Origin of the sequence: Streptomyces sp. NPDC052236 (genome assembly GCF_044548015.1) — a bacterium.
Taxonomy (GTDB): domain Bacteria; phylum Actinomycetota; class Actinomycetes; order Streptomycetales; family Streptomycetaceae; genus Streptomyces.
The window spans coordinates 53375-78786 of sequence record NZ_JBIUBL010000010.1 but is presented as its reverse complement, the minus strand read 5'-3'; the positions used below and the strand labels follow the sequence as shown (position 1 = coordinate 78786).

Annotated in this window: 26 protein-coding genes and 1 pseudogene; 12 read left to right on the top strand and 15 right to left on the bottom strand. The window is 71.4% G+C overall.

Going from position 1 to position 25412, the window contains the following annotated elements; translation table 11 throughout:
* Window positions 1–42 precede the first annotated feature (42 nt).
* Complete coding sequence (locus tag ACIHCQ_RS18575) at window positions 43–855, top strand: SAM-dependent methyltransferase (protein WP_399663563.1); 813 nt, start codon at window positions 43–45, stop codon at window positions 853–855.
* A complete protein-coding gene (locus ACIHCQ_RS18570; RefSeq protein ID WP_399663229.1) occupies window positions 852–3032 on the top strand; it encodes a putative bifunctional diguanylate cyclase/phosphodiesterase in 2181 nt (726 codons plus the stop codon). Before ACIHCQ_RS18575 ends, ACIHCQ_RS18570 begins: the two co-directional genes overlap by 4 nt.
* A gap of 330 nt (window positions 3033–3362) precedes the next feature.
* Here ACIHCQ_RS18570 and ACIHCQ_RS18565 read toward each other — a convergent pair whose 3' ends face one another.
* A complete protein-coding gene (locus tag ACIHCQ_RS18565; protein WP_399663228.1) occupies window positions 3363–4268 on the bottom strand; it encodes a LysR family transcriptional regulator in 906 nt (301 codons plus the stop codon).
* An 85-nt stretch (window positions 4269–4353) separates the two neighbouring features.
* Between ACIHCQ_RS18565 and ACIHCQ_RS18560 the strand changes: the two genes are divergently transcribed.
* Genes ACIHCQ_RS18560 through ACIHCQ_RS18550 form a run of 3 tightly spaced genes read left to right on the top strand, consistent with a single transcriptional unit; the run spans window position 4354 to window position 7773 of the window.
* Window positions 4354–5070: a succinate dehydrogenase gene (locus ACIHCQ_RS18560; protein ID WP_399663226.1), complete on the top strand. Its 717-nt coding sequence runs from the start codon at window positions 4354–4356 to the stop codon at window positions 5068–5070.
* Between the two features lies 1 nt (window position 5071).
* Window positions 5072–7030: a fumarate reductase/succinate dehydrogenase flavoprotein subunit gene (locus ACIHCQ_RS18555; protein WP_399663224.1), complete on the top strand. Its 1959-nt coding sequence runs from the start codon at window positions 5072–5074 to the stop codon at window positions 7028–7030.
* A complete protein-coding gene (locus ACIHCQ_RS18550; protein WP_399663222.1) occupies window positions 7027–7773 on the top strand; it encodes a succinate dehydrogenase/fumarate reductase iron-sulfur subunit in 747 nt (248 codons plus the stop codon). The genes ACIHCQ_RS18555 and ACIHCQ_RS18550 overlap by 4 nt, the downstream gene beginning before the upstream one ends.
* On the opposite strand, the pseudogene ACIHCQ_RS18545 reads toward ACIHCQ_RS18550, so the two are convergent.
* Window positions 7763–8767 (bottom strand): annotated as a pseudogene (locus ACIHCQ_RS18545) (LLM class flavin-dependent oxidoreductase). The gene ACIHCQ_RS18550 and the pseudogene ACIHCQ_RS18545 sit on opposite strands and share 11 nt — an antisense overlap.
* 58 nt (window positions 8768–8825) lie before the next feature.
* Here ACIHCQ_RS18545 and ACIHCQ_RS18540 point away from each other — a divergent pair.
* On the top strand, window positions 8826–9323 hold the full coding sequence (locus ACIHCQ_RS18540) for a hypothetical protein (protein ID WP_399663220.1): 498 nt from the start codon (window positions 8826–8828) through the stop codon (window positions 9321–9323).
* 43 nt (window positions 9324–9366) lie between these two features.
* On the opposite strand, the gene ACIHCQ_RS18535 is transcribed toward ACIHCQ_RS18540, so the two are convergent.
* On the bottom strand, window positions 9367–9582 hold the full coding sequence (locus tag ACIHCQ_RS18535; protein WP_399663218.1) for a dodecin: 216 nt from the start codon (window positions 9580–9582) through the stop codon (window positions 9367–9369).
* 201 nt (window positions 9583–9783) lie between these two features.
* Here ACIHCQ_RS18535 and ACIHCQ_RS18530 point away from each other — a divergent pair, with 201 nt between their 5' ends.
* Complete coding sequence (locus ACIHCQ_RS18530; protein ID WP_399663216.1) at window positions 9784–10626, top strand: GNAT family N-acetyltransferase; 843 nt, start codon at window positions 9784–9786, stop codon at window positions 10624–10626.
* On the top strand, window positions 10623–11585 hold the full coding sequence (locus tag ACIHCQ_RS18525) for a lysophospholipid acyltransferase family protein (RefSeq protein WP_399663215.1): 963 nt from the start codon (window positions 10623–10625) through the stop codon (window positions 11583–11585). Before ACIHCQ_RS18530 ends, ACIHCQ_RS18525 begins: the two co-directional genes overlap by 4 nt.
* Here the strand turns inward: ACIHCQ_RS18525 and egtD are convergent.
* The 4 genes from egtD to egtA form a co-directional block, all read right to left on the bottom strand.
* Complete coding sequence (gene egtD / locus ACIHCQ_RS18520) at window positions 11480–12442, bottom strand: L-histidine N(alpha)-methyltransferase (protein ID WP_399663213.1); 963 nt, start codon at window positions 12440–12442, stop codon at window positions 11480–11482. The genes ACIHCQ_RS18525 and egtD overlap by 106 nt on opposite strands.
* The gene (egtC, locus tag ACIHCQ_RS18515) at window positions 12439–13194 is read right to left on the bottom strand and encodes an ergothioneine biosynthesis protein EgtC (RefSeq protein ID WP_399663211.1); all 756 of its coding nucleotides are present in this window, start codon (window positions 13192–13194) and stop codon (window positions 12439–12441) included. Before egtC ends, egtD begins: the two co-directional genes overlap by 4 nt.
* Window positions 13195–13822: 628 nt before the next feature.
* On the bottom strand, window positions 13823–15160 hold the full coding sequence (gene egtB, locus ACIHCQ_RS18510) for an ergothioneine biosynthesis protein EgtB (protein WP_399663209.1): 1338 nt from the start codon (window positions 15158–15160) through the stop codon (window positions 13823–13825).
* Window positions 15157–16446, bottom strand: coding sequence for an ergothioneine biosynthesis glutamate--cysteine ligase EgtA (gene egtA, locus ACIHCQ_RS18505; protein ID WP_399663208.1), 1290 nt, complete (start codon window positions 16444–16446; stop codon window positions 15157–15159). The genes egtB and egtA overlap by 4 nt, the downstream gene beginning before the upstream one ends.
* Before the next feature lie 135 nt (window positions 16447–16581).
* On the opposite strand from egtA, the gene ACIHCQ_RS18500 reads away from it, so the two are divergent.
* Window positions 16582–17457 (top strand): TIGR02452 family protein, encoded by an 876-nt coding sequence (locus tag ACIHCQ_RS18500; protein WP_399663206.1) that lies wholly within the window; start codon window positions 16582–16584, stop codon window positions 17455–17457.
* Here ACIHCQ_RS18500 and ACIHCQ_RS18495 read toward each other — a convergent pair.
* The 4 genes from ACIHCQ_RS18495 to ACIHCQ_RS18480 all read right to left on the bottom strand — a co-directional run bounded on the left by ACIHCQ_RS18495 (window position 17405) and on the right by ACIHCQ_RS18480 (window position 19867).
* Window positions 17405–18841 carry a flotillin family protein gene (locus ACIHCQ_RS18495; protein ID WP_399663205.1) on the bottom strand — a complete coding sequence of 479 codons (1437 nt, stop codon included), beginning with the start codon at window positions 18839–18841 and terminating at the stop codon, window positions 17405–17407. The two genes, ACIHCQ_RS18500 and ACIHCQ_RS18495, sit on opposite strands and share 53 nt — an antisense overlap.
* Window positions 18842–18913: 72 nt before the next feature.
* Entirely contained in the window at window positions 18914–19117 is a 204-nt protein-coding gene (locus ACIHCQ_RS18490) for a hypothetical protein (RefSeq protein WP_399663561.1), read from the bottom strand.
* A gap of 50 nt (window positions 19118–19167) precedes the next feature.
* Window positions 19168–19593: a hypothetical protein gene (locus tag ACIHCQ_RS18485; protein WP_399663204.1), complete on the bottom strand. Its 426-nt coding sequence runs from the start codon at window positions 19591–19593 to the stop codon at window positions 19168–19170.
* A gap of 82 nt (window positions 19594–19675) precedes the next feature.
* Window positions 19676–19867 (bottom strand): alpha/beta fold hydrolase, encoded by a 192-nt coding sequence (locus ACIHCQ_RS18480; RefSeq protein ID WP_399663202.1) that lies wholly within the window; start codon window positions 19865–19867, stop codon window positions 19676–19678.
* A 192-nt stretch (window positions 19868–20059) separates the two neighbouring features.
* Here ACIHCQ_RS18480 and ACIHCQ_RS18475 point away from each other — a divergent pair, with 192 nt between their 5' ends.
* Both ACIHCQ_RS18475 and ACIHCQ_RS18470 read left to right on the top strand, forming a co-directional pair.
* On the top strand, window positions 20060–21085 hold the full coding sequence (locus ACIHCQ_RS18475; protein WP_399663200.1) for a LacI family DNA-binding transcriptional regulator: 1026 nt from the start codon (window positions 20060–20062) through the stop codon (window positions 21083–21085).
* Between the two features lie 45 nt (window positions 21086–21130).
* Window positions 21131–21406 (top strand): hypothetical protein, encoded by a 276-nt coding sequence (locus ACIHCQ_RS18470; RefSeq protein WP_399663198.1) that lies wholly within the window; start codon window positions 21131–21133, stop codon window positions 21404–21406.
* Here the strand turns inward: ACIHCQ_RS18470 and trxA are convergent.
* On the bottom strand, window positions 21364–21792 hold the full coding sequence (trxA, locus tag ACIHCQ_RS18465) for a thioredoxin (RefSeq protein WP_399663196.1): 429 nt from the start codon (window positions 21790–21792) through the stop codon (window positions 21364–21366). The genes ACIHCQ_RS18470 and trxA overlap by 43 nt on opposite strands.
* A 116-nt stretch (window positions 21793–21908) precedes the next feature.
* Here trxA and ACIHCQ_RS18460 point away from each other — a divergent pair, with 116 nt between their 5' ends.
* The gene (locus tag ACIHCQ_RS18460; RefSeq protein ID WP_399663194.1) at window positions 21909–23339 is read left to right on the top strand and encodes a dihydrolipoyl dehydrogenase family protein; all 1431 of its coding nucleotides are present in this window, start codon (window positions 21909–21911) and stop codon (window positions 23337–23339) included.
* Window positions 23340–23368: 29 nt separating this feature from the next.
* Here ACIHCQ_RS18460 and ACIHCQ_RS18455 read toward each other — a convergent pair whose 3' ends face one another.
* The 3 genes from ACIHCQ_RS18455 to ACIHCQ_RS18445 are packed head-to-tail and all read right to left on the bottom strand — an operon-like array spanning window position 23369 to window position 25331.
* Entirely contained in the window at window positions 23369–23932 is a 564-nt protein-coding gene (locus ACIHCQ_RS18455) for a hypothetical protein (RefSeq protein ID WP_399663192.1), read from the bottom strand.
* A gap of 35 nt (window positions 23933–23967) precedes the next feature.
* Window positions 23968–24945, bottom strand: coding sequence for a hypothetical protein (locus ACIHCQ_RS18450; protein ID WP_399663190.1), 978 nt, complete (start codon window positions 24943–24945; stop codon window positions 23968–23970).
* A complete protein-coding gene (locus ACIHCQ_RS18445) occupies window positions 24942–25331 on the bottom strand; it encodes a hypothetical protein (RefSeq protein ID WP_399663188.1) in 390 nt (129 codons plus the stop codon). Before ACIHCQ_RS18445 ends, ACIHCQ_RS18450 begins: the two co-directional genes overlap by 4 nt.
* Between the last annotated feature and the right edge of the window lie 81 nt (window positions 25332–25412).

Sequence of the window (25412 nt, the reverse complement as noted above, 5' to 3'; positions counted from 1 at the left end):
GGTCATGGCCGAACTCCCCCGTGGCGACTTGTTGGAGACATGATGGAGCGTCCGGCCTGGGCCCCGCCGGGCATCGACATATCGGTGCCGAGTGTGTCCCGTATTTACGACTACTACCTGGGCGGCTCGCACAATTTCGAAGTCGACCGGGAAGCCGCCCGCAAGGCCATGGAGTTCATGCCGGGCCTTCCCAAGATCATGCAGGCCAACCGCGCGTTCATGCGCCGGGCCGTGCGCCACGCCGTCGGTGAGGGGGTCACCCAGTTCCTCGACATCGGCTCCGGCATCCCGACCTTCGGCAGCGTCCACGAGGTGGCGCAGCAGGCCACCTCTGACTCCCGGGTCATCTACGTCGACCACGACCCGGTCGCCGTCGCGCACAGCCGCGCCGTCCTGGACGGCGACGACCACGCCACCGTGCTCTCCGCCGATCTGCGCAAACCGCGGACGATACTCGACAGCCCCGAGGTCACCGGACTGCTCGACCTGAAGCGGCCGGTGGCCCTGCTTCTCGTCTTCGTGCTGCACTTCCTCGAGGACGCCGACGATCCGCTGGGCGCGGTGGCCGAGCTGCGCGACGCGTTCGCCCCCGGCAGCATGATCATCCTCACCCACGCCGCCTACGACGGAGTACCGGTCTCCGAGGAACAGGCGAGCCGCGCGGTCGGCGTCTACCGCAATATCCGCAATCCGCTGGTCATGCGCTCGCGCGAGGAGATCGCGCGCTTCTTCGAGGGATACGAGATGGTCGAACCCGGTCTGGTCTCCATGCCGCACTGGCATCCCGACACTCCCGCCGAACTGGAGGACCCATACGCCTTCTCGGGCTTCGCCGGGGTGGGGCGCAAGGCGTGACGGCGCCGGCGCAGGAGTCGGGTTCCGAAGCGGACCCGGACGACCTGGAGGACAGACTCCGGCGGTTCGCGACGATCTGGAGCCGGGCCATCTTCCCGGTGACGGCGACGTCGCTGACCCGGCCCGAGTTCGAACAGCATCTGCTGCCGCTGGCCCGGAAGTTGAGGGAGTCGCTGCACGCGCACCCCCTCGACGCACCGGCCGCGCACCGTGTGGGCGGTGCCCTGGTGGCCGCCCACTGCACAGACCCCGACGCGCTCAGCCGCACGCTCGGCGTCGTCGACTCGTATCTGGTCCTGTACTGCGGAGGCTGTGACCCAGCCGGTGAATCCGAGCAGACAGCCGAGGAGAGCCGGGCCCGCTGCGCCCGGCTCCAGCACGCGCTGGCCGCGGGCTTCGCCCAGGCGCTGCGGGAACGCACCCTGAGCGAACAGGAGGCCATCGCGCGCTCCGCGATGCGGGCCCGCAGCGACGCGGTCCAGGCGCTGCACGCCACCGAGGCGCGGTTCCGCGCGGTCTTCGAGGGGGCCGCGATCGGCATCGGGATCGCCGACCTCGACGGCAATGTGCTGGAGGTGAACGAGACCCTCACGAAGATGTTCGGCGGTCTTGAACACCATGTGCGCGGCCGGAAGGTGACCGACTGGGCACACCCCGAAGACCGGCCACACGTCTGGCAGCTGTACGGGGAGCTGGTGCGCGGCGAGCGCGAGGACTTCCGGGTGGAGAAGCCGTTCTACCGTAACGACGGCACCGTGCTCTGGACCAACCTGACGCTGTCCCTGCTGCGGGACGCCGACGGGAAGCCGGAGTACCAGCTGGCGCTGATGGAGGACACCACCGAACGCCGGCTGCTCAATCTGCGGCTGCGCTACGAGGCCACGCACGACGCGCTGACCGGGCTGCCCAACCGGACGCTGTTCTTCGAACGGCTGGAGAAGGCTCTCTCCGCGGGCGACGGCGCCCGCTTCGGGCTGTGCTACCTCGACCTCGACGGGTTCAAGGCGATCAACGACAGCCTCGGCCACGCGGCGGGGGACCGGCTGCTTGTGGAGGTCGCGGACCGGCTGCAGAGCTGCGCCACCGCGCCGGGCGAGATGGTGGCCCGGCTCGGCGGCGACGAGTTCGTGGCGCTGACCACCGGACCGGACACGCAGCGCGAGGTCGACAACCTCGCGGGCCGTATCCTCGGCGCGCTCGCTTCGCCGATCCCTGTCGACGGCCGGGAGTTCACCGTACGCGGCTCCATCGGCATCGTGGAGGGGCCCGCGGGCGAACGCACGACGGCGGAGGTGCTGCGCAGCGCCGACATCACCATGTACCGGGCCAAGGCCGCGGGCGGCAACCGCTTCGAGCTCGCCGACCCGGAGGCGGACGCCCGCGCCATCACCCGGCACGGGCTGACCAACGCGCTGCCCGCGGCGCTGGAACGCGGTGAGTTCTTCATCGAGTACCAGCCGCTGGTGCACATGGGCGACGGGAGCGTGCACGGGGCGGAGGCGCTGGTGCGCTGGTGCCATCCGCAGCACGGCGTCCTGGGCCCGGACCACTTCATTCCGCTCGCCGAGCACACCGGCCTCATCGTGCCGCTGGGACGCTGGGTACTCCAGGAGGCCGTACGCCAGGCCCGGTTCTGGCAGGAGCGACACTCGGACGGCGGCCCGCTGCGGATCAACGTCAACCTCTCGCCCGCCCAGCTGCACCACCCCGGGCTGGTGGCCGAAACGGTGGACGTCCTTGAGCGGTCCGGTCTGGAACCGGGCGCGCTGTGCCTGGAGGTGACCGAGTCCGCGTTAATCGGCGCCAACGAGGACCTGCTCAAGCCGCTGCGCCAACTCGCGGAGATGGGCGTGGACATCGCGCTCGACGACTTCGGCACGGGTTACTCGAACCTCGCGAATCTGCGGCGGCTGCCGGTGAGTGTGCTGAAGCTGGACCGTTCGTTCACGCAGGGCATGCAGCGGCACCCGGCGGACCCGGTCGACCTGAAGATCGTGGAGGGGATCGTCTCGCTGGCGCACAGCCTGAAACTGGCGGTGACGGTGGAGGGGGTGGAGACGGGCGCGCAGGCGGAGCAGCTGCGGATGCTGGGCTGCGACACGGCCCAGGGCTGGTACTACGCGCGCCCGGGCGCGCCGGACAGAATCCACAGCCTGGTCCTGTCCGACGCGGTATGACCGGGGCCGTCCGGTAGCCGTTTCGCCCTCAATCGCCGGGCGGGCTTATTTCAGCCCGTCCGGCGGACCATCAAGCCCGTCTGGGGGTACTCCCCCTACGCCTGGCGGCGTGGGAGGTGCCCCCACCCACGCCGCTAGGCGTAGGGGGAGATTGAGGACACGGCCGAAGGCCGTGCCGTTTCGACGGCGGTCAGCAGTCAGCGGACTGCTGGGCGGGGCCCAACCCAAGCCCGTCCGGCGATTGAGGGCACGCCCGAAGGGCGTGCCCTTCAGACGGCGGTCAGCACCCGCCGCAAGGGGCCCGGGCACCCGCCCGGTCACCCCGCACCGTCACCCACCCGCACCCCGCCGCCCCCGAGCCAGCAGCACCCGCTGCAGCTCGCGCGCCGCTCGCGGCGGCGCCACATCGCTCCGGTGCGCCAGCGCGATCGTCCGCCGCAGCCCCGGCCGCGCCAGCGCCGTAACCCGCAGACCCCGACCCGCCCCCTCCGCCACCATGCTCGGCACCACCGCCACGCCGAGCCCCGCCCGTACGAAACCGAGCACCGCGTCCATCTCGCCGCCCTCCACCGTGAACCGCGGCTCGAAGCCCTCCGCGCGGCACGCGGCGACCGTCAGCTCGCGCAGGTCGTAGCCGTGCCGGAACATCACCAGCGGCTGATCGCGCAGATCGGCGATCCGCACCGGCCCCCGCGGCCCCGCCGTAGTCGCCGCCGTCGCCGAGGACACCACGACCAGATCCTCCCGCAGCAGCTCCACCGTGGTCAGCGCCGGCGACCCCGGCGGCAGCGGCTCCACGATCAGCGCCAGATCCAGCGCGCCCCGCGCCAGCTCCCGTACGAGATCGTGCGAACCGCTCTCCTCGATCAGCAGCTCGATGCCGGGATGCAGATCGTGGAAGGTCCGCAGCACTTCCGGCAGCAGCCCCGTGCAGATACTGGGCGTCGCGCCCAGCCTGACCCGGCCCCGCCGCAGCTGGGCCAGCTCCTGAACCTCCTGCCGGGCCGTATCCGCGTCCGCGAGGATACGCCGCGCCAGCGGAAGCAGCGCTTCCCCCGCGTCCGTGAGCGCGATATTGCCCCGCGCCCGGCTGAACAGCTCCGCGCCCAGCTCCTTCTCCAGTGCCCGGATCTGCTGCGAGAGCGACGGCTGGGCGACATGGACCCGCTCGGCGGCCCGCGTGAAGTGGCGGGTCTCGGCGACCGCCACAAAGTAGACAAGCTGCTGAAACTGCATACCCGCCACCATAGCCACTACCTATGGAATTGAGCCAGATCATGTCTTGGACCTCTCGCCCACCTACGCTCTAGCGTTTCGTCCCATGGCTCTGGCAACGCGGTCCGATCGCAAACCGCCCCGCAAACCGCCCCTCCCGCCCACCTTCTGGCGATCGACCCTCGGCAAGAAGACGGTCATGGCCGTGAGCGGGCTCATCATGCTCAGCTACCTGATCGCGCATGTGCTGGGCAACCTCAAGGTCTTCTTCGGGCCGGGGGAGTTCAACGCGTACGGCCACTGGCTGCGCACCATGGGCGAGCCCGTCCTGCACTACGAGTGGGGCCTGTGGATCGTCCGCGTGGCGCTGCTCGCGTCCGTCGTGGCGCACGCGGTCGCCGCGTACCAGCTCAGCCGCCGTGACATACGGGCCCGGCCCACCCCGTACGCGCACAAGCCGCGCCGCGCGAACTACGCCACCCGCACCATGCGCTGGGGCGGCATCATCCTGGTGCTCTTCATCGTCTGGCACCTGCTGGACCTGACGACGCTGACGGTGAACGAGAACGCGCAGCCGGGCCATCCGTACGAGAACGTCGTCGCGACCTTCTCCACCTGGTACGGCAACGTCATCTACATCGTCGCGATGCTCGCCGTCGGGCTGCACATCCGCCACGGCTTCTGGAGCGCGGCCCAGAGTCTCGGCGTCGGCAACGCCACCCGCGACCGCGTCCTCAAGACCGTGGCCAACCTCCTCGCGCTGACGCTGACCGTGTGCTTCATCTCCGTACCCGTCGCCGTCATGACCGGAGTCGTGAGCTGACATGACCGACTACACCGCATACGAGACCGGCGCGCCGATCACCGACACGCAGGCCCCCGAGGGCCCCATCGCCGAACGCTGGGACCGCCGCCGCTTCGACGCCAAGCTGATCAACGCCGCCAACCGCCGCAAACACACTGTCATCGTCGTCGGCACGGGCCTCGCGGGCGGCGCGGCAGGCGCGACACTCGCCGAACAGGGCTACCACGTCGAGCAGTTCTGCTACCAGGACTCCCCGCGCCGGGCGCACTCCATCGCCGCCCAGGGCGGAATCAACGCCGCCAAGAACTACCGCAACGACGGCGACTCGATCCACCGCCTCTTCTACGACACCGTCAAGGGCGGCGACTTCCGCGCCCGTGAGTCGAACGTCCACCGCCTCGCCCAGATCTCGGTGGAGATCATCGACCAGTGCGTCGCACAGGGCGTGCCCTTCGCCCGCGAGTACGGCGGACTCCTCGACACCCGCTCCTTCGGCGGCGTCCAGGTCTCCCGTACCTTCTACGCCCGCGGCCAGACGGGACAGCAACTGCTCCTCGGCGCCTACCAGGCGCTGTCCCGGCAGATCGCGGCGGGCACCGTAACCCTGCACGCGCGCACCGAGATGCTCGATCTGATAGTCATCGACGGGCGGGCGCGCGGCATCGTCGCCCGCGACCTGGTCACCGGCGCGGTCTCCAGCCACTTCGCCGACGCGGTGGTACTGGCCACCGGCGGCTACGGCAATGTCTTCTACCTGTCCACCAACGCCATGAACAGCAATGCCACGGCCATCTGGCGGGCCCACCGGCGCGGCGCGTACTTCGCCAACCCCTGCTTCACCCAGATCCACCCCACCTGCATTCCGCGCACCGGCGACCACCAGTCCAAGCTGACGCTGATGAGCGAGTCGCTGCGCAACGACGGCCGTATCTGGGTGCCGAAGGCGCAGGGCGACACCCGGCCGCCGGACCAGATCCCCGAGCACGAGCGTGACTACTACCTGGAGCGGATCTACCCCTCCTTCGGCAACCTCGTCCCGCGCGACATCGCGTCGCGCGCCGCGAAGAACGTCTGCGACGAGGGGCGCGGCGTCGGCCCCGGCGGGCAGGGCGTGTACCTCGACTTCGCCGACGCCATCGGCCGTATGGGGAAGGAAGCGGTCGAGGAGAAGTACGGCAATCTCTTCGAGATGTACGAGCGGATCACCGCCGAGAATCCGTACGAGGTGCCGATGCGGATCTACCCCGCCGTGCACTACACCATGGGCGGGCTGTGGGTCGACTACGACCTGCGGACCACCGTCCCCGGCCTCTTCGCGATCGGCGAGGCCAACTTCTCCGACCACGGCGCGAACCGCCTCGGCGCGTCCGCCCTGATGCAGGGCCTCGCCGACGGGTACTTCGTACTGCCGGCCACGATCAGCGACTATCTCGCGCGCGCCGCCCCGTACGCGGACCCGGAGCCCGTGGACGCCTCGCACCCGGTGGTGACCGTGCTGCTCGCCGACACGGAGGACCGGCTGAATCTGCTGCTGGCCGTCGACGGCGACCGCACCCCCGACTCCTTCCACCGCGAACTCGGCGAACTGATGTGGGAGTTCTGCGGCATGGCCCGCACCGAAGAGGGCCTGCGCAAGGCGCTCGACCGGATCCCGCGGCTGCGCGAGGAATTCTGGCGGCGCATCAAAGTGCCGGGCACCGGTGCGGAGTTCAACCAGTCGCTGGAGAAGGCCAACCGCATCATCGACTATCTGGAGCTCGCCGAGCTGATGTGCCTCGACGCACTCCACCGTGCCGAATCCTGCGGCGGCCACTTCCGCGAGGAGCACCGGACCCCGGACGGCGAAGCCGCCCGCCGGGACGAGGAGTACTGCTACGCCGCCGCGTGGGAGTTCTCCGCCACCGGCGAGGCACCCGTCCTGCACAGGGAAGACCTCGTCTTCGAGTACGTCCACCCCACTCAGCGGAGCTACGCATGAAGCTCACCCTGCGCGTATGGCGTCAGCGGAACCCCAAAGCACCCGGCGCCATGGCCACGTACGAAGTCGACGGGATCTCCCGGGACATGTCGTTCCTGGAGCTGCTCGACACCCTCAACGAGGAGCTGATCCTCAAAGGGGACGATCCTGTCGCCTTCGACCACGACTGCCGCGAGGGCATCTGCGGCGCGTGCAGCCTCGTCATCAACGGCGACGCGCACGGCCCGGAGCGCACCACCACCTGCCAGCTCCATATGCGGTCGTTCAAGGACGGCGACACGATCGACGTCGAGCCGTGGCGGGCGGCGGCCTTCCCGGTGGTGAAGGACCTGGTCGTGGACCGCTCCGCCTTCGACCGGATCATCCAGGCGGGCGGCTATATCAGCGTCCCGACCGGCTCGGCGCCCGAGGCCCACGCCACGCCGGTGCCGAAGCCCGACGCCGACTACGCCTTCGAGCACGCCGAGTGCATCGGCTGCGGCGCGTGCGTCGCGGCCTGCCCCAACGGCTCCGCCATGCTCTTCACCTCGGCGAAGATCAACCACCTCAATGTGCTGCCGCAGGGCGCGCCCGAGCGCGAGACCAGGGTGCTCGACATGGTCGCGACCATGGACGACGAGGGCTTCGGCGGCTGCACCCTGACCGGTGCCTGCGCCACAGCCTGCCCCAAGGGCATCCCACTGCCGTCGATCGCGGCGATGAACAAGGAGTGGCTGCGGGCCACCAGAAAGGTCAGGCGCTAGCGAGGCCGGCGACGCGGGCGAGACGGCGGAAGGAGTCGAGCAGGGCGTCGCGGTCGTACGTACTGGTGGTGACCAGCACCTCGTCCGCTCCGCTGTCCTTCACCACGGCTTCCAGCGCGCCGGTGACCTGCTCCTCGGTGCCCGCGATATGGCCGGTGAGCCCGGCTTCGTAGTACTCGCGCTCTTTCGCCGTCATCGCCAGTGCTTCGATCCGCTCCGGCGGGGCGAGCGGCGGAAACACACCGTGCGTACGGGAGTGGGCCAGCGACCAGGCCTCCGGTGTCAGCAGCCGCCGCGCCTCCTCCTCCGTGCCGGCGACGGCGACCGTGCCGGAGACGACGACATAGGGCCGCTCCGACCAGGCGGACGGCCGGAAGTCGCGGCGGTAGGCGTCGATGGCGGCCAGCATCCTGTCGCGGCCCCGGAAGTCGCCGATGACCAGCGGCAGCCCCGCGTCGGCCGCGATCCGCGCGCCCTCGCCGGTCGCCAGGAGATACGGCGGGACACGCAAGCCCTCCGCCGGGCGGGCGTGGACCTGACCCCCAGCCCCCAGGAAGTAGTTCAGCAACTCGGCCAACCGCGCCGGGAAGTCCTGCGCGTCCTTCTTGTCCCGGCCCAGCGCCCGGCGTATCCCATCGGTGAACCCGACCGAGCGGCCCAGGCCCATGTCGATCCGGCCGGGGAAGAGCGACTCAAGAACCCCGAACTGCTCGGCGACGACGAGCGGCTGATGGTTGGGGAGCATCACGCCGCCGGTGCCGACCCGGATCGTGGACGTCGCGGCGGCGACCGCCGCGGCCAGCACGGTCGGCGCGGAGCCCGCCACACCCGGCACGCTGTGGTGCTCGGAGACCCAGAAGCGGTGCTAGCCGAGCGCCTCCGCCTCCTGCGCGAGACGCACGGTGTCGCGCAGCGCCCCCGGCCCGTCGTGGCCCTCGCGGGTGCGGGAACGGTCGAGTACGGAAAAGCGGGTGGAAGCGATCACTGAGCTCACACACAGTGCAACGCCCCCGCCGCGCCAGGATTCCCACCACGCTGCCTACGCTGTGCGCGTGACGCGAAACAGCAGCAGACCACCCCTGGCCGTCTTCGATCTCGACGGGACGCTCTCCGACGCCGGGCACCGGCAGCGCTTCCTGGAGCGCAGGCCGCGCGACTGGGACGCCTTCTTCGCGGCGGCGCCGCAGGACCCGCCGCTGGCCAAGGGCGTCGAGCTGTGTCTCGCGGCGGCCGAGGAGTGCGAGGTCGTGTACCTGACCGGCAGGCCGGAGCGGTGCCGCCGGGACACCCTCGACTGGCTGGCGGCGCAGGGGCTCCCGGAGGGCAGGCTGTTCATGCGGCGCGACGACGACCGCAGGCCCGCGCGCCGGACGAAGCTGGAGATCCTGCGGGGGCTGACCCGGGACCGGGAGTTCCGGATGCTGGTGGACGATGACGAGCTGGTGTGCGTGGACGCTGAGCGGGCCGGTTTCCCGGTCGTACGGGCTCGCTGGGCGCCCGACGTGACCGAGGCGCTGAGGGACGCCCAGGAGCGCGAGGGCCGTACGTGACCCGGCAGGCCGACTCGTCAGTCGTTGTCCTGAGTCGTTGTCCTCAGTCGCTGTCCTCCAGCCGGAAGCCGACCTTGAGCCCGACCTGGTAATGCTCGATCCGCCCCTCGGCGATCTGGCCGCGGATCTGGGTCACCTCGAACCAGTCCAGTGCGCGCAGGGTCTGCGACGCCCGGTTGATGCCGTTGCGGATGGCCTGGTCGACGCCCTCCGGTGAGGTGCCGACGATCTCGGTGACTCGGTAGGTGTGGTTCGGCATGGCTGTGGCACTCCTCTCGATGCGTTCACTCAACGGTGCCCCACCGTGAGTCGATGCGCGAGGCGCGGTCCCCGCCATTCAGCCGTCGCACATCCCTTCTCCGCCGGGCGGTCATGTCGAATCCAGTCGGCCACGGAAGAAGTAAGGAGTCGGGTTGCCGCAGCCGCGGTCCGTCCCCTACGCCCGGCACAGGAGTCCGTCATGTCCGCATTGCCCGCCCTCGTCCCCGAGCTTGTCCCCGCGACTCCGCCCGTGGCTCTCCCCGTGGCTCTCGCCGCGACCCTCCCCGTTCCGCCGCCGCCCGAGCCCCGCTATGTCGTCTCGTTCGCCCGCGACCAGGAAGACGTACGGGCCGCGCAGCGGCTGCGCCACCAGGTCTTCGCCGGTGAGCTGGGCGCCCTGCTGGAGAGCCCCGAGCCGGGTCTCGACATCGACGCCTTCGACGCGTACTGCGACCACCTGCTGGTACGCGAGGCCGGCACCGGAGAGGTCGTCGGCACCTACCGGCTGCTCCCGCCCGAACGCGCCCGCGTCGCGGGAAGGCTCTACTCCGAGGGCGAGTTCGACCTCACCAGGCTCTCCCCGATCCGTGACGACATGGTGGAGCTGGGCCGCTCCTGCGTCCACCCGTTGCACCGCAACGGCGCCGTCATCGCCCTCATCTGGGCAGGTCTCGCCCGCTATATGGACCGGACCGGGCACACCTGGCTGGCCGGCTGCTGCTCGATCCCGCTCGCCGACGGCGGCACCGTCGCCGCTGCCGCCTGGGACACCGTCAAGGCCAAGCACCTCGCCCCCGAGGAGTACTGGGTGACCCCGCGCCGCCTCTGGAACCCCGACACCGTCGTGCGGCCCGCCGGGCCCGCCGGCCGCGTCGAGTTGCCCGCGCTGCTCCGCGGCTATCTGCGGCTCGGCGCCTGGGTCTGCGGAGCGCCCGCCCACGACCCCGACTTCGGCGTCGCCGACCTGTACGTACTGCTGTCGCTGCGCCGCACCGACCCGCGCTACCTGCGGCACTTCCTCTCCCTCGCCCCCGGACGATGAGCGCCTGGCTGCCCAGCGCGCCCTGCACCCCGCAGGGTTGCGCGCTGCACCCGGGACCGGCGGTCGGCGCGCTGATCACGGCCGCCCGGCTGCTCGCCGGGGCGCTGACCGTGGCCGTGGGCCTGTTGTTCCTGCCGGTGGCCATGCTGCTGGACGTACGGGTCCGGGACCGGCTGACCCGGCGGTGGGCGCGCGTGGTGGTGCGTGCCTTCGGCGTACGGATACGGATCGTGGGCGGCCGTACGGATGGCCCGCCCGGCCCCCGGGGGGCGCTGGTCGTCGCCAACCACATCTCCTGGCTGGACATACCGCTGGTCGCGGCGGCCCTGCCCGGACGGATGCTGGCCAAGAGCGAGGTCCGGCGCTGGCCGGTCCTCGGGCCGCTCGCCGCCTGGGGCGGCACACTCTTCGTGGAGCGCGACCGGCTCCGCATGCTGCCCGCCACCGTGGGCCGGATAGCCGCCGCGCTGGGCGGCGGGTCGCGGGTCATCGCCTTCCCCGAAGGCTCCACCTGGTGCGGGCGCGACCAGGGCCGATTCCGGCACGCCGTCTTCCAGGCGGCGCTGGACGCGGGCGTGGCCGTACAGCCCGTACGCATCACGTATCTGCCCACCGGGGCAGCCGCGTTCGTCGGCGATGATCCGCTGGTCGTGTCGCTGTGGCGGGTCGCGGCGGCGGGCGGGCTCACCGCGGAGATCCGGCTGCTGCCGGTCATCCCCGCGGGGAGCTGCCCCGACCGCCGCTCACTGGCGCGGGCGGCGCAGTCGGGCCTCGCAGCGTCGTGGCCGGGCTTTGTCGCTCACACGGCTGCCACCGCTCACACGACTGTCACAGCTCGGCCGACTGCCGCCGCTCAGCCGGCCGTCGCGAGGGACAGCGCGAACCTCCCCTCCCTGTCCGTCCACCAATGCGTCAGCTCCATCCCCGCCTCCGCCAGCTCACTCCGTACACCCTCCTGACGGAACTTCGCCGAGATCTCCGTACGCAGTTCCTCGCCCGCCTCGAAGGAGACCACCAGACCCAGCTCGGGGATCTTCACGGTCACCGCGGAGCGGGCCCGCAGCCGCATCTCGATCCACTCGCGCTCCCGGTCCCACAGCGCCACATGCTCGAAGTCGTCCGGGTCGAAGTCCGCGCCCAGCTCGCGGGCCATGACCAGGAGCACGTTCTTGTTGAAGGCGGCCGTCACCCCGGACGCGTCGTCGTACGCCCGGACCAGGACGTCTTCGTCCTTCACCAGGTCCGTGCCGAGGAGCAGCGCGTCGCCGGGCGCGAGCAGCGAGCGTACGGAGCGCAGAAACGCGGCGCGTTCGGCGGGCAGCAGGTTGCCGATGGTGCCGCCGAGGAAGGCGACCAGCCGCGGCCCCGGGGTGCCGGGCAGCGCGAGCCCGTGCGTGAAGTCCGCGATCAGGGCGTGGACGTTCAGCTCGGGCCGCTGGTCCACCAGCGCCCGCGCCGCGCCGGTCAGGGCGCTCTCGCTGACATCGACCGGCACGTAGCTGTGCAGGGCGGGCAACGCGTCCAGCAGATGCCGGGTCTTCTCGGAGGAGCCGGAGCCCAGCTCCACCAGGGTGCGCGCGCCGGTCGCCGCGGCGATCTCGGGTGCGCGGGCGACGAGGATCTCCCGCTCGGCGCGGGTCGGGTAGTACTCGGGCAGCCGGGTGATCTCTTCGAACAGCTCGCTGCCGCGGGCGTCGTAGAACCACTTCGGCGGCAGCTCTTTGGGCGTACGGGTCAGGCCGTGCAGCACGTCGGCCCGCAGCGCGGCGTCCGTCGCGTCCTCGGGCAGGGTACGGGTCAGCAGGAACGGGCTCACTGAGTGGGCTCCTTGAGCGAGGTCAGCAGAACATCGGTGCGGGTGGCGGCGAGGAGGGTGTGGTCCGGCACTTCTCGCCAGTGCGGATCGTCGTCGTACGGCTCCGAGGCGACGACCGTGCGGCGGCCGGGCTCGGCGAGGTACCAGAGGGTGTCGCCCCAGGTGGTCGCGGCGATCGTCTCGCCATCGGTGAGCAGTAGATTGAGCCGGGACCCCGGCGCGGCCTCGGCGACATCGCGGACGGTGTCGGCGAGCGCCTGCCCGGGCTCGTCGCCCAGGCGCAGCCGGTGCAGCACGAGCGCCCACACCAGCGCGGAGTCGCAGCGCGCCTCCATCGCGAGCAGCTCGGCGGCGGGCAGCGTCACGGCGAGCGCCGCCAGACTGCCGGGCCAGCCGCTGACCGCGCCGTTGTGACTGAACAGCCAGGCCCCGTCGGCATACGGCGCGGCTGCGGCCTCGCCGTCCGCGCCCGCCTCGGTGGCATCACGGACGGCGGCGAGCACGGCCCCGCTGTGGATCACGCGGGCGAGATCGCCGAAGGAGAGATCGGCCCAGATGGGCCCGGTACGCCGGTACCGGCCGGGCACGGGATCACCCTCGGCGTACCAGCCGACCCCGAAGCCATCGGCGTTGACAGTGCCGTGGGCTTGGCGCCGGGGCTCCCAGGACTGCCGGAAGAGGCTGTGGGCGGGTTGTACGAGAACGGCACCGAGGGGCAGCGGGGGCCCGAGGTACGCGAGATGGCGGCACATCAGTGGGGCGCCTTTCGGGGGAGTGCGGGTCCGGGGGTGCGGGTCGTGCCGGGGGCGGCGCGGGTACCTGGCGCACCCGGGCGTTGACGCGCCAGGAGGTGTTGTCGCCGCGCCCTGGCACGGGTGCGCGGCGCAGACTGCGCTGCTGCCGCAGCCCGGATCCGGGGCGCCGTACCCCGGAGCCGGCCGGGTCCGCGACCGCTCTCCGGTTCCGGTGGCCGCAGGGTCGCGCCGTGGCTGCACGGGTGTCCGGCCCCACAGGCGTGCGGGTCGCCGGGGCCCGGCGCCGACGCGTCCGGGGAAGCCGTTGCCATGCCCTGGCACGGGTGCGCGGCGCACCACGCGGCGCCGTGGGCGCCTGTCGTACCCGGTGCCGACGCGTTCGAGGGCGAGTTCGCAGCTGCGGGCCCCCGGGGCGGGGCGGTGCGGCCGACCGTACTGCCCGTTGTCCGTTCTGGCCGGTTGCATCCGCGGGCCGCCGGCCGCGTCCCGAAGCCGGCGTCGTGCCGGGGCGGCGCGGGTACCTGGCGCACCCGGGCGTTGACGTGCCAGAAGGTGTTGTCGCCGTGCCCTGGCACGGGTGCGCGGCGTACCACGTGGACAGGTTCCCCGCCCCGGCTCCGCGCCGTCACGACGCCTCCCCGTTCGCGTCCCGCGCCGTGCGGAAACCCGAGAAGATCTGGCGGCGCACCGGCAGGTCCCAGTTGCGGAACGTTCCGCGGCACGCCACCGCGTCCACCGCGAACGAACCGCCTCGCAGCACCTTGTGCTCCCCGCCGAAGAACACCTCGGAGTACTCGCGGTACGGGAACGCGGCGAAGCCCGGATAGGGCAGGAAGTCGCTCGACGTCCACTCCCACACGTCCCCGATCAGCTGCCGGACACCGAACGGCGATTCCCCCTCCGGGTAGCTTCCCGCCGCGGCGGGCCGCAGATGGCGCTGGCCCAGGTTGGCCTGCGACGGCGACGGTTCCGCGTCGCCCCAGGGGAAGCGGCGCGAGCGGCCCGAGACGGGATCGTGGCGGGCGGCCTTCTCCCATTCGGCCTCCGTCGGCAGCCGCCGGCCCGCCCAGCGGGCGTACGCGTCCGCCTCGTACCAGCTCACATGCAGCACCGGCTCGTCCGCCGGAACCACCTCGGTCACCCCGAAGCGGCGGCGCAGCCACTGGTCGCCCTCGCGTCGCCAGAACAGCGGCGCCGCGATGTCGTGCTGCCTGATCTGGTTCCAGCCCTCGGCCGCCCACCAGCGGCGCTCCCGGTAGCCGCCGTCCTCGATGAAAGCCTGGTACGCGCCGCAGGTCACCGGCACCGTGTCGATGAAGAACGCCGGTACGACACGCTGGTGCGCGGGCCGCTCGTTGTCCAGCGCCCACGGCTCGGTGGAGGTGCCCATCGTGAACGGACCACCAGGTACCAGGACTTCGGCCGCCAGGCCTCGCGCGCTGCCCGAAGGCGACCCAGCCGACCCAGCCGGCCCGGGCGGCTCCGGCGCGGTGAGTGCGACCGGCCCCTTCCGCAGCTGGTGCGTGATCAGCATGGTCTCGTCGTGCTGCTGCTCGTGCTGGGCGATCATCCCGAAGGCGAACGCCGCGTCGACCAGCCGGTGACCGCCCTCCAGCGGGGCCTTGTCGAGGACGTCCAGGACTCTGCCCCGTACGTCCGAGGCGTACGCCCGTGCCTCGGCCGGCGCGAGCAGCGGCAGCGTGGGCCGCAGCGCGCGCGGATGCTCGAACGCGTCGTAGACCGAGTCGATCTCGGGCCGCAGCGCCTCACGCCCCGCGACCGTGCGCAACAGCCACAGCTCCTCCTGATTGCCGATGTGCGCCAAGTCCCACACCAGCGGGGACATCAACGGGGAGTGCTGTGCGATCAGCTCGTCATCGTCCACGCACGAGGTGAGCGTGGACGTGCGGGAGCGAGCGGCGGTGAGCGCCTCGAAGGCGCGCCGCCGGAGGTCTTCGGTCATGTGGTCAGTTCCTTCCCGAGGGACCCGAGGGAGGGGATACGCAGCTCGTCGGCGGGACATCGGCCCCGCAGGACATAGCGCTCGTTGAAGCCCGCGACCGCGTCCAGCACGGCGCGCGACGCGCCGACGCGGGGAAGCGCGTCCAGCGCGACGGCGAAGCAGGTCACCGCCGCCGCGTGCAGCTCGGGATCGGTCAGGCCGTCCCTGGCGGCATGGACCCAGAGCGGATTGTGCGGCGCGGCCCGCGCGCCCGCCGTCTCCGCCAGCGGCTTGACGGCGCGGTACACCGTCTCCGCCGCTTCGGCGTCGTCGAACAGCGCGGTGGTGACGGCGACCGGCACCATCCAGCCGTCATCGCCGGACTGCGCGTCGATCATGCGCAGTTCAAGATGCCCACGCGGCCGTACGGGTGGAAAGAGCGTGGTCAGGTGGTAGTCGAGATCCTCCCGGGTCGGCGGGCGCGGCGCCCGTACGTGTATCCACTGCCGGAAGGTGAGCCCGTCCGGCACGGCCCAGGGCCCGTCCGCCACCGCGCCGCGGATGAACATCACCGGCGCGTCCAGCACATGCGCGGCCCACGCGGACCGCGGCTCCCGGTGCAGTGGCGGCGCGGTCGGCCGTACGGGATCGAGCGCGGCCCACACGGCCTGGCGGGTCGACCGCCAGCCGGTGTGGCGGCCCTCCCGCGCCGGGGAATTGGCGAACGCCGCCAGCAGCACCGCGCCCAGCAGATGCGCGAGTTGCCAGCGCCGCCCGTGCCCCAGCGGGCCGGGTTCCTCCTCGCCCGCGTCCAGACAGACCTGGACGGAGGCGGTGCCGCACATCATGGCGCGGCCGGACGGACCTGTCCGGTCGAAATACGCCTCCATGGCGTCGTAGCGGGGTTCGTGGCGCAGCCTGCGAGGGGGCTGCCAGGGGTCGAGCCCGAGTCCGGTGAGAGCGAGGCCTGCCGGGCGGAGCACCGCGCGTACGGCGTCCAGGTCGGCGGCGGTGGAGTCGATGCACTCCATCAGGGAGGCGGCAGGCGAAGAGCTGAGCTCCAGCTGGCCGCCCGGCTCCACGGTGAGCGCGGACTTCAGGGGCAGAGAACGTACCTGGTCGTAGACGGAATCGAGACGGTCGGCGGGGACGGGGCGGTGGGGGTGGTCCGGCTCTCGAACGAGCCATTCCACCTCCACGCCCACCGTGGTGGGCGGCCCGGTCTTGAAGCAGATGCAGCGCAACAGGTCCTCGGCCTCGCCTTCGGCGATAGGCCGGTCGTACTCACCTGTATCGGGCGGGTGCATGATCATCTTTCTCCTGTCGAAGGCATCCACCAACCTAAAGCCACGCCCGCCGCTTCGCACAAGAGTGCCCCTCGCGGCGCGCAGCCGGTCGGAAAACCGGTTGCCGTGCGATCACCAGGGCCTGACGATGTCCTCATGAGCGCACGACTGCGGGGGATCGCGAAGCAGACCGAGGAGGTCGTCGAAACAGGCCGCTACTTCGCTTCCGACGGGCGCGAGGTGGTGATCGGACCCGAGGTGAGCGCCGCGCTGACGGGCACCCGGATGTACGGGCCGGAGGCCGTCGCGGTCGTCCCGGACACCGACCGCGGGACGGCCTTCGAGGTCACCGCCGAGAGCAGCACGGAAGCGGCCCGCCGCCTGACCGGGCCGATAGACCAGGGGCCGGTCGCCGTCCTGAATTTCGCCTCCGCGCGCAACCCCGGCGGCGGCTACCTCAACGGCGCTCAGGCCCAGGAGGAAGCCCTCTGCCGCGCGTCCGCGCTGTACGCCACACTCCTGCGTGCGCCCCAGTTCTACGACCACCACCGCGCCGACCGCAGCCCCTTCTACACCGATCGGGTGATCTACTCCCCGGGCGTCCCCGTCTTCCGGGACGACCGCGGACGGCTGCTCGACGCTCCGTACACCGTCGGCTTCCTGACCTCGGCCGCGCCGAACGCCGGGGTGATCAGCAGCCGTATCCCCGACCAGGCGCACCGCATCCCGGCCGCCCTCGCCTCCCGTGCCGAGAGGGTTCTTGAGACGGCGGCCGGGCGCGGTTACCGGCGCCTGGTGCTGGGGGCCTGGGGGTGCGGGGTCTTCCGCAATGACCCCGAGGCCGTGGCGGGCGCGTTCCACACGCTGCTCACCGGGGATGGCCGGTTCGCCGGGCACTTCGAGCAGATCGTCTTCGCGGTACTGGACCGTACGGGGGATGGACCCACGCCGGCGGCCTTCCGCCGCACGTTCGCGGGACTCACTTCTTCCCTCCGTTCTTCCCTTCGTCCGTCACCGGGATCTTCTCGCTGACGGACGGCACGGACGGCACCGCGCCATTCCCGCCGGCACCGCCCAGGTCCCCGTTCTGGTTCATGGTCGACAGCAGCTGACGCGCGAGCCCCAGCCCCGTACCCCCCATGGTCAGTGCCTTCGCGAACATCTCGGACATTCCGTCGGCGCCGTTGAGCAGGATCATGTGGTCGACGTTGCTGAACGCTCCCGCGCCCGCCTCGACGATCTCCGGCCATTTCTCCGCCAATTGCTGGGCGACCACAGCCTCCTGGTTCTCGGCCAGCGCCGCCGCCCGCGCCTTGATCGCCTCGGCCTCCGCGAGCCCCTTCGCCCGCACCGACGCGGCCACCGCGAGCCCGCGCGCCTGGTTCGCCGCGGCCTCCGCCTCACCCGTGAGCCGGATCGCCGCGGCCTTCGCGGCGCTCGCCAGTTCCGTCTGCTTCGCCTCCGCCTCGGCCTCCGAGATACGGGCGTCCCGCTTGCCCTCGGCGAGCGTCCGCCTCTCGTACGCCGCCGCGTCCGCGGGCTTGCGCACATCCACCTGGAGCTGCTGCTCACGACGCCGCGCTTCCAGCTCGGCGACCCGGGTCATCTGGACCACGACCTCCTGGCGCGCGGCGGCCTCCGCGAGCGGGCCCGCCTGCTTCGCCTTCGCCGATGCGTTGTCGCGCTCCGCCTGATAGCCCGCCTGAAGGATCTCGCTGTCCCGCGTCGCCTCCGACATCCGGGCCGCGGCCTGCTGTTCGGCCTCCGTCGCCAGCCGGTTCGCCTCGGCCTGCGCGATACGGGCGTCCCGCTGGACCGCGGCGGTGTGCGGCGCGGCCATATTCTTGATGTAGCCGGTCGGGTCCTCGATCTCATGGATCTGCAGCGAGTCCACGATCAGCCCGAGCTTCTCCATCTCGGTGCCGCAGGCCGCCCGGGTCTGGCCGGTCAGTTTGTCCCGGTCGCGGATCATGTCCTCGACCGTCAACCCGCCGACGATGGACCGCACATGCCCGGCGAAGACGTTGTGGACGCGCTCCGCCATCCGCTTCTGCTGGTCGAGGAAACGGCGTCCGGCGTTGGCTATCGACACGAAGTCGTCGCCGACCTTGAAGATGACCACCCCGACCACCTTCAGTGGAATGCCCTGCTGGGTCACGCAGTCCACGGACAGCTGGGTTTCATTGAGATCCAGCGACAGCTTGCGTACCGCCTGGATTCCCGGCATCACCAGCGTGCCGCGGCCGGTGACGATACGGAATCCCATGCCTTCGCCCAGACCTTCGGTCTTGTGCTTGGAACCCGAGATGATCAGCGCTTCGTTCGGCTCGGCGACTCGCCACATGAGCTTGAACAGGCCGATCAGAATGATGATGACAGCGAGTACGAGTCCCGCCGCGAGGCCGATGTTGTCCATCGCACATCCCCCTTCGCCCGGCGCCGCTCGGCACCGGATGAGCGGGAGTGTCCTCTTCGAACGGGGTGACTCTCAACTGTCGTACGCAGATATGACATAGACGGTACGTGGAGGTAGATGTTCCACGACAGTCACCACGGTGCCGGTCTCGATACGGTCCTTCGCGGAGGCCGGATAGGCGAGGAAATGTTCCGCCCCGCCCCGGATGCGGACGATCACCTCGCCGACGAGCCCGGGCCCGACCGTGCCGGTCACCCGCCCGAGCAGCCCCACCATCGACTCGTCCCCGTCGTCCATGGCACGGAGCCTACCCATAGGCGAGCCCGTCAGATCCAGCCGTCCAGTGAGGTCATGAAGCCGTCGAAGTCGTCACGGTGGATGGTGTGGCCCGCGCCCCGGACCGTACGGACCTCGAAGCCGCGCCGCGCCAACTCCGCTGCGTCGGCGGGGGAGATGAGATGGCTCGGACCCGCGAGCGTCACGAGCGAGGGCGGCACCACCGGCCGCACCGGCAGCAGATCCGCGCCGAAGACATCGGCGATGCCGAACGCGGTGGCCTCGTCCCAGGCCTTCAGGGTCTCCACCTCGATGTCGATGTCCACCGCGTCCCAGCGCGGATTCATCGCCGCGATCTGAGCCCGCTCGCGCGTCTTGGCCCCGGCGAACTGCTCGGGTCCCGTGCCCTCTTCGGGAGGGGGCAGCCGCCAGGCGGGATCGGAGTAGACGGCGCGCAGAGGCGCGAGTCGCTCCACGGCGAGCGAGAGCGCGAGGCCTCCGATGGGGGTACTCCCCCTCGGCCCAGGGGCCTGGGGGGACCCCCACCCATGCCGAAGGCTATGGGGGAGAGTGGCCTATGGCCAGGTCGGCGCCGGCGGGCAGCGTCTCCACGAGGTCGTCGGCGAAGAGACTCCGACTGTACGAGTCGTGGGCGCTCGCGCCATGGCCGCGCAGATCGACGGCGATGACGCGGTACCCCTTGCCGGCGAGCGCGGGCCCGACCCTCCGCCGGGTGCGGTGGTCGGCCATGATCCCGTGACCGAGGAGCGCGAGACGGTCGCCTCGCCCCAAGTGGTCGTATGCAGCAGCACAATGAGCCTTTCTGATGGGGTAACTGGTGGGGTAACACGTGCCAGTAGCCCTATTCTTCGCCCCCTTGCGCTCGTTTCGAGCCATCCGTGAGCACCGGTGCGCAACCGGTCTGGAAGGATGCGGAGAGCGATGAGCCAGACACCCGAGCAGTCCGCAGAACATTCCGTCCCGACCAGTGCCGACGTCGCCCGGCTGGCCGGTGTCTCGCGGGCCACAGTCTCGTACGTACTCAACAACACCTCGGCCGTACGAATAAGCGAACCCACCCGCCGCCGGGTCCGCGAGGCCGCCGAGGAGCTGGGCTATGTGCCCCATGCCGCGGCCCGCTCCCTGCGCGCCGGACACACCCGGATGGTGCTGCTGCCCACCGCGCACGTCCCGGTCTCGCCGCTCTACAGCCGCTTCTTCAACGAACTCCAGTGGGCGCTGCGCCGCTTGGACTACACCGTCGTCCAGTACGGCTGCCTCGGCCTCGACGGCGACGAGGCCGCCCGCGCCTGGGCCGAACTGCGCCCCGTCGCGGTCGTCTCGCTCGGCGAGGTCGCCCTCACCCCGCAGGGCGTCGGCGTACTCAAGCGCTCCGGCGCCAAGGCCGTCATCACACTCGGCCCCGAACGCGTCGAGGGCGCGCACTCCCTCGTCATGGACCAGCGGGAAATAGGCGACTGTGCCGCCACCCACCTCCTGGGCCGCGGCTACCGGAACATCGGCGTCGTACTGCCCGAGGATCCTGCCCTGGACGTCTTCTCCCTACCGCGGCTCGCGGGGGCGACGCAGGCCGCGACGCGCACCGGCGCCCGGATCGAACCGCTGCCCCTGTCGTACGACGAGGAGTCGGCCACCGCGCTCGCCGCGCGTTGGCGCGGACTGGGCCTGGACGCGGTCTACGCGTACAACGACGAGTACGCCATGCTCCTGATGCGCGCCCTCCAGGACGAGGGCATCTCCGTCCCGCGCGAGACGGCCGTGGTGGGCGCCGACGATCTGCTGCTGGGGAAGTTACTCCGGCCCCGGCTCAGTACGGTGCAGATCGACCTGGTCACCGGTCAGCGCCTGGCCGGACTCGTCGACCGCGTGGTACGCGAGCCGGGCGCGGAGCCCGAGCAGCAGCACGACCTGATGCGGGCGCGGGCCGTCCCACGCGAGTCCAGCTGACCCGGCGACATGCGCACCGGGCGGGGCTTGTCTAGCGTCGCTTGCATGAGCACTCACCCTCACCCCCAGCGCTACGAAATCCTGGTGGTGCCCGAACACGTCACGGACGGCGACGCGGCCTCCCTGACCAAGAGCGCCATCCGCTCGGCCGTGGTGCGCGCCACGGGCTCCTACGGGGCCAGCGGCTACCCGCGCTATGTCGGCGAGGGGGTGGAGGCCGATATCGACCCCGTGACGCGCACGGTCGAGGCGATACTGGTGGACGGTGCGGAACTGGACTACGGGCTGTCGGTACGGGTGGTCGACGCGTCGGACGACTGAGCCTGCTGACTCTGCTGGGCCTGCTGCTGGGCCGCGTCGTCGATCGACTTGCGGACCTCGTCCATGTCCAGCGCACGCGCCTGACCGATCACATCCTCCAGCGTGGCCGCGGGCAGCGCGCCCGGCTGCGCGAAGACCGCGACATTGTCGCGGACGATCATCAGCGTCGGGATGGAACGGATCTCGAAGGCCGCGGCGAGCTCCTGCTGTGCCTCTGTGTCGACCTTCGCGAAGATCAGGTCGGGATGGCGCTCAGCGGCACCCTCGTAGACAGGGGCGAACTGTCGGCAGGGACCGCACCAGGAAGCCCAGAAGTCGATCAGGATGAAGTCGTTGTCGGTCACGACCTGATCGAAGTTCTCCTTGGTGAGCTCAACAGTGCTCATGACGTGCTACCTCTTCCCTCTCCGACGGATTCGCCCCGGACAACCGTGCCCGGGGCTGTGCTATTCCTCCCCCTGCCCATGTGGCCAGGACGCACACCCACGGCCAGACTGGCTCTATGACGGAAGCTGTGGAGTACGACGTGGTGGTGCTGGGCGCGGGCCCCGCCGGGGAGAACGTGGCGGACCGGGTCCGGGCCGCGGGCCTCAGTACCGCGGTCGTGGAGAGCGAGCTGGTCGGCGGCGAGTGTTCGTACTGGGCCTGCATCCCCAGCAAGGCACTGCTGCGCCCCGTGATCGCCCGCGCCGACGCGCGCAAGGTTCCGGGACTGCGCCACCATGTGGAGGGGCCGCTCGACACCCAGGCGGTACTCGCCCATCGCGATGAGTACGCCTCCAACTGGAAGGACGACGGCCAGGTCGGGTGGATCGATTCGACCGGCGCCCGCTTCTACCGCGGACAGGGCAGGCTGCACGGTACGAAGAAGGTCGTCGTGGAAGGACCCGAGGGCGAGCACCATGTGCTGACCGCCCGCCACGCCGTCGTCGTGAGCACCGGCAGCCGCGCCGTCCTGCCCGATATCCCCGGCCTGGCCGGAGCCAAGGCCTGGACGAGCCGCGAGGCCACCAGCGCCCAGCGGGTCCCGGAGCGGCTCGCGGTCGTCGGCGGGGGAGTGGTCGGCTCGGAGATGGCCACCGCCTGGCAGGCACTCGGCTCGCGCGTCACCATGCTGGTACGCGGCAGCGGCCTGCTGCCCCGCATGGAACCGTTCGTCGGCGAGCACGTCGCCGACGCGCTGACCGAGGCGGGCGCGCAGATCCGTACGGAGACCGGAGTCACCGGCGTCGAACGCTCCGGCGGCACGGGTCCCGTCACCCTCGTCCTGAACGGCGGCGAGCGTATCGAGGTGGACGAGGTTCTCTTCGCCACCGGCCGCGCGCCCCGCACCGACTTGATCGGTCTGGAGACGGTGGGTCTTGAACCGGGCTCATGGCTCCAGGTGGACGACAGCTGCCGGGTCGACGGAAGTCGCTGGCTGTACGCGGTCGGCGATGTGAACCAGCGCCAGCTCCTCACGCACCAGGGCAAGTACCAGGCCCGTATCGCGGGAGCCGCCATCGTGGCCAGGGCCCAGCACGTCCCGTTGCTGGAGACCGACCGGTGGGGCGCGCACTCCGCGACCGCCGACCACGCGGCGACCCCGCAGGTCGTCTTCACCGACCCGGAAGCGGCGGCGGTCGGCCTGTCACTCGCGGATGCCGAGTCGGCGGGCCACCGGGTACGCGCCGTCGACTACGACATCGCCTCGGTCTCGGGCGCGAGCCTGTACGCCGACGGCTACCGTGGCCGCGCCCGGATGATTGTCGACCTGGACCGCGAAATCCTGCTCGGTGTGACGTTCGTGGGGCCGGGGGTCAGCGAGCTGCTGCACTCGGCGACGGTGGCGGTCGCGGGCGAGGTGCCGATCGAGCGGCTGTGGCACGCGGTGCCCGCGTTTCCGACGATCAGTGAGGTGTGGCTGCGGCTGCTGGAGACGTACCGCGGCTGATCCGCATCAGGATCTGTCTCAGGTCCGTGTCAGAAGGGGGTTCGGGTTCGGGCGGAGCCGGTTCCGGCGGTCAGCAGCCAGCACAGCACCGCCCCGGTGATGGTGGCGGCGAGAGCGAAGGCATTGCCGCCCCACCGCTCGTACGAGAACAGGGCCGCCGCGCCCACCCAGAGGTGGCGCCCGGCCGCGGCGAAGGCCGACAGGGCGTTGCGGGGACCCACGAAACAGGCGGCCAGCGCGCCGATCGCCATGCCGAGGAAGGCGCCCCTCGCCGCCATGGTGTCGGTGACGGGGACCAGATAGCCGACGACAGCTCCGACGAGCGTGCCCAGGCCCTGGATGAAGTAGCCCGTGGTGCCGCGCTCGATCGCCGCGATCAGCGCGGGCGCGCGCGGGTCGGACCGGTCGGCCCGGAACTCCTGGGCGACCACGATGCGCAGGCTCCGCGCCGCGCGTTGGTTTTCCGCTCCACGCTGGACGAGCAGTCCCACGGTCGCCCCGCAGTAGGCTCCGATCACCGCGCCCGGCCACGCGCCGAGTACGTACCCGGCCAGTGCCCCCGCCGGCAGGCCGAGCAGGAGTAGTACGTTCATGTGCCCCAACTCCCTTGATACGCCCTTACGTTCGCTTACGTTCCCTTGCGTACGGTGCGGGTGATGCGGACACCGACCTCCGGCGTCAGCGCGGCCTCGCACGGGATGCCCAGCGCCGCCGCCAGCTCACGGCCGTGGAGGTCGACCGTCGCCTCCACGAGCTCGGCGAAGACGTCGACCGCCAGCCGTCCTTGTCGCCACGCGCCGAGGTACGCGACTGCCCCGGCGATCGCCGCCGGCCACCACCACAGCCCCAGCAGCAGACAGAGCGCGCCCCAGGCGGCGCGGCGCGCGGCGGTGGTGAGGGCGGTGCGCGCGGACTGCAGATCGGCGCGGGGGGCCTCGGGCAGGAGCAGCCAGAGCCGGGGCCAGGCGGAGGCCACGTCAAGGCCGTAGTGCTCGTGGACGCGGGATTCGACGGCGTGTATCCGGTCGCCCATCCAGGTGGGCCGGTCGGGGTGGGCGAGGGCGATGCGGTTACGGGCCTCGTTGAGCGCCCGGGTGTCGTCCTGGCCAGGTGCCGGGGCGGTGGAGGCAGCGGGTGCCGGGGTAGCGGCGGGCTCGGGCAGCTCGGGGTCGGTCCCGGCGTCGCGCGCGGCCCGCTTGCGGTCGGCCTTGTCCCGTAGCGCCGTACGGTGGCGCTCGTCGGCCGAGTCCCAGCGTTGCACGCGCCGGGCGGTGAGCGTCCGGGCCGCGCCGGACAGGGGGCGCGGCCAGTCGCCGAGCCAGAGCCGTTCCACGGCCCCCGCCAGGGCGGACGCCACCAGGCTCGCGCCCGCCGACGCGGCCAGGACCAGCACGGCGAGCAGGGCGATGGTGCCGGGGGCGTGCGCTGCCGGATCGGCGGCCAGGGTGTTGATACGGCGTACGAGCAGGGGCAGATCGAGCGCGTGCCGGTGCCCCAGGTTGTGGCCGACGGCCGCCAGCGATACGAAGAGCAGACCGGGGAGGACCAGCAGCGACAGCCAGGTGTCCGCGAGCTTGCCGCCGAGGGCGCTGAGGAAGGCGGTCACGGGTCGAGCCGTTCGAGCCGCATCGGAATGCCGTGCAGTGCGCACGACGGGACGGCGCCGCCCTTGACGTCGAAGGTGAGGACGGTACGCGCGCACTGCCGCCCCGCCTCGCGGGGGCAGAGATACGCCTCCTCCAGAGGAATCCCCGGGCCCAGACCGAGGTCGGGTATCTCGCCGCGGATCGTGCCGCCCCAGCCGCAGCGGCGCAGCAGCGCCTCGATCTCGTCCATCAGCGTCATGAGGTCGCGGTCCGCGAGCCGCAGGGAGGCGAGGAGAGGGTCCAACTCGGCACGTTTCCCTGCCCGGTCCGCGAGCCCGCGCACCCCGGCGAGCTGTTCGCACACCCACCCCAGCGCGGCCTGATTCCGCCCTTGGTCCTCGGCCATGGTCGCATCACCCCTGTCCCCCGAGGGATCATCATCCCTACTGTACAAGGGAGTTGAGATCCGGCCAGAGTCGCGGAACGG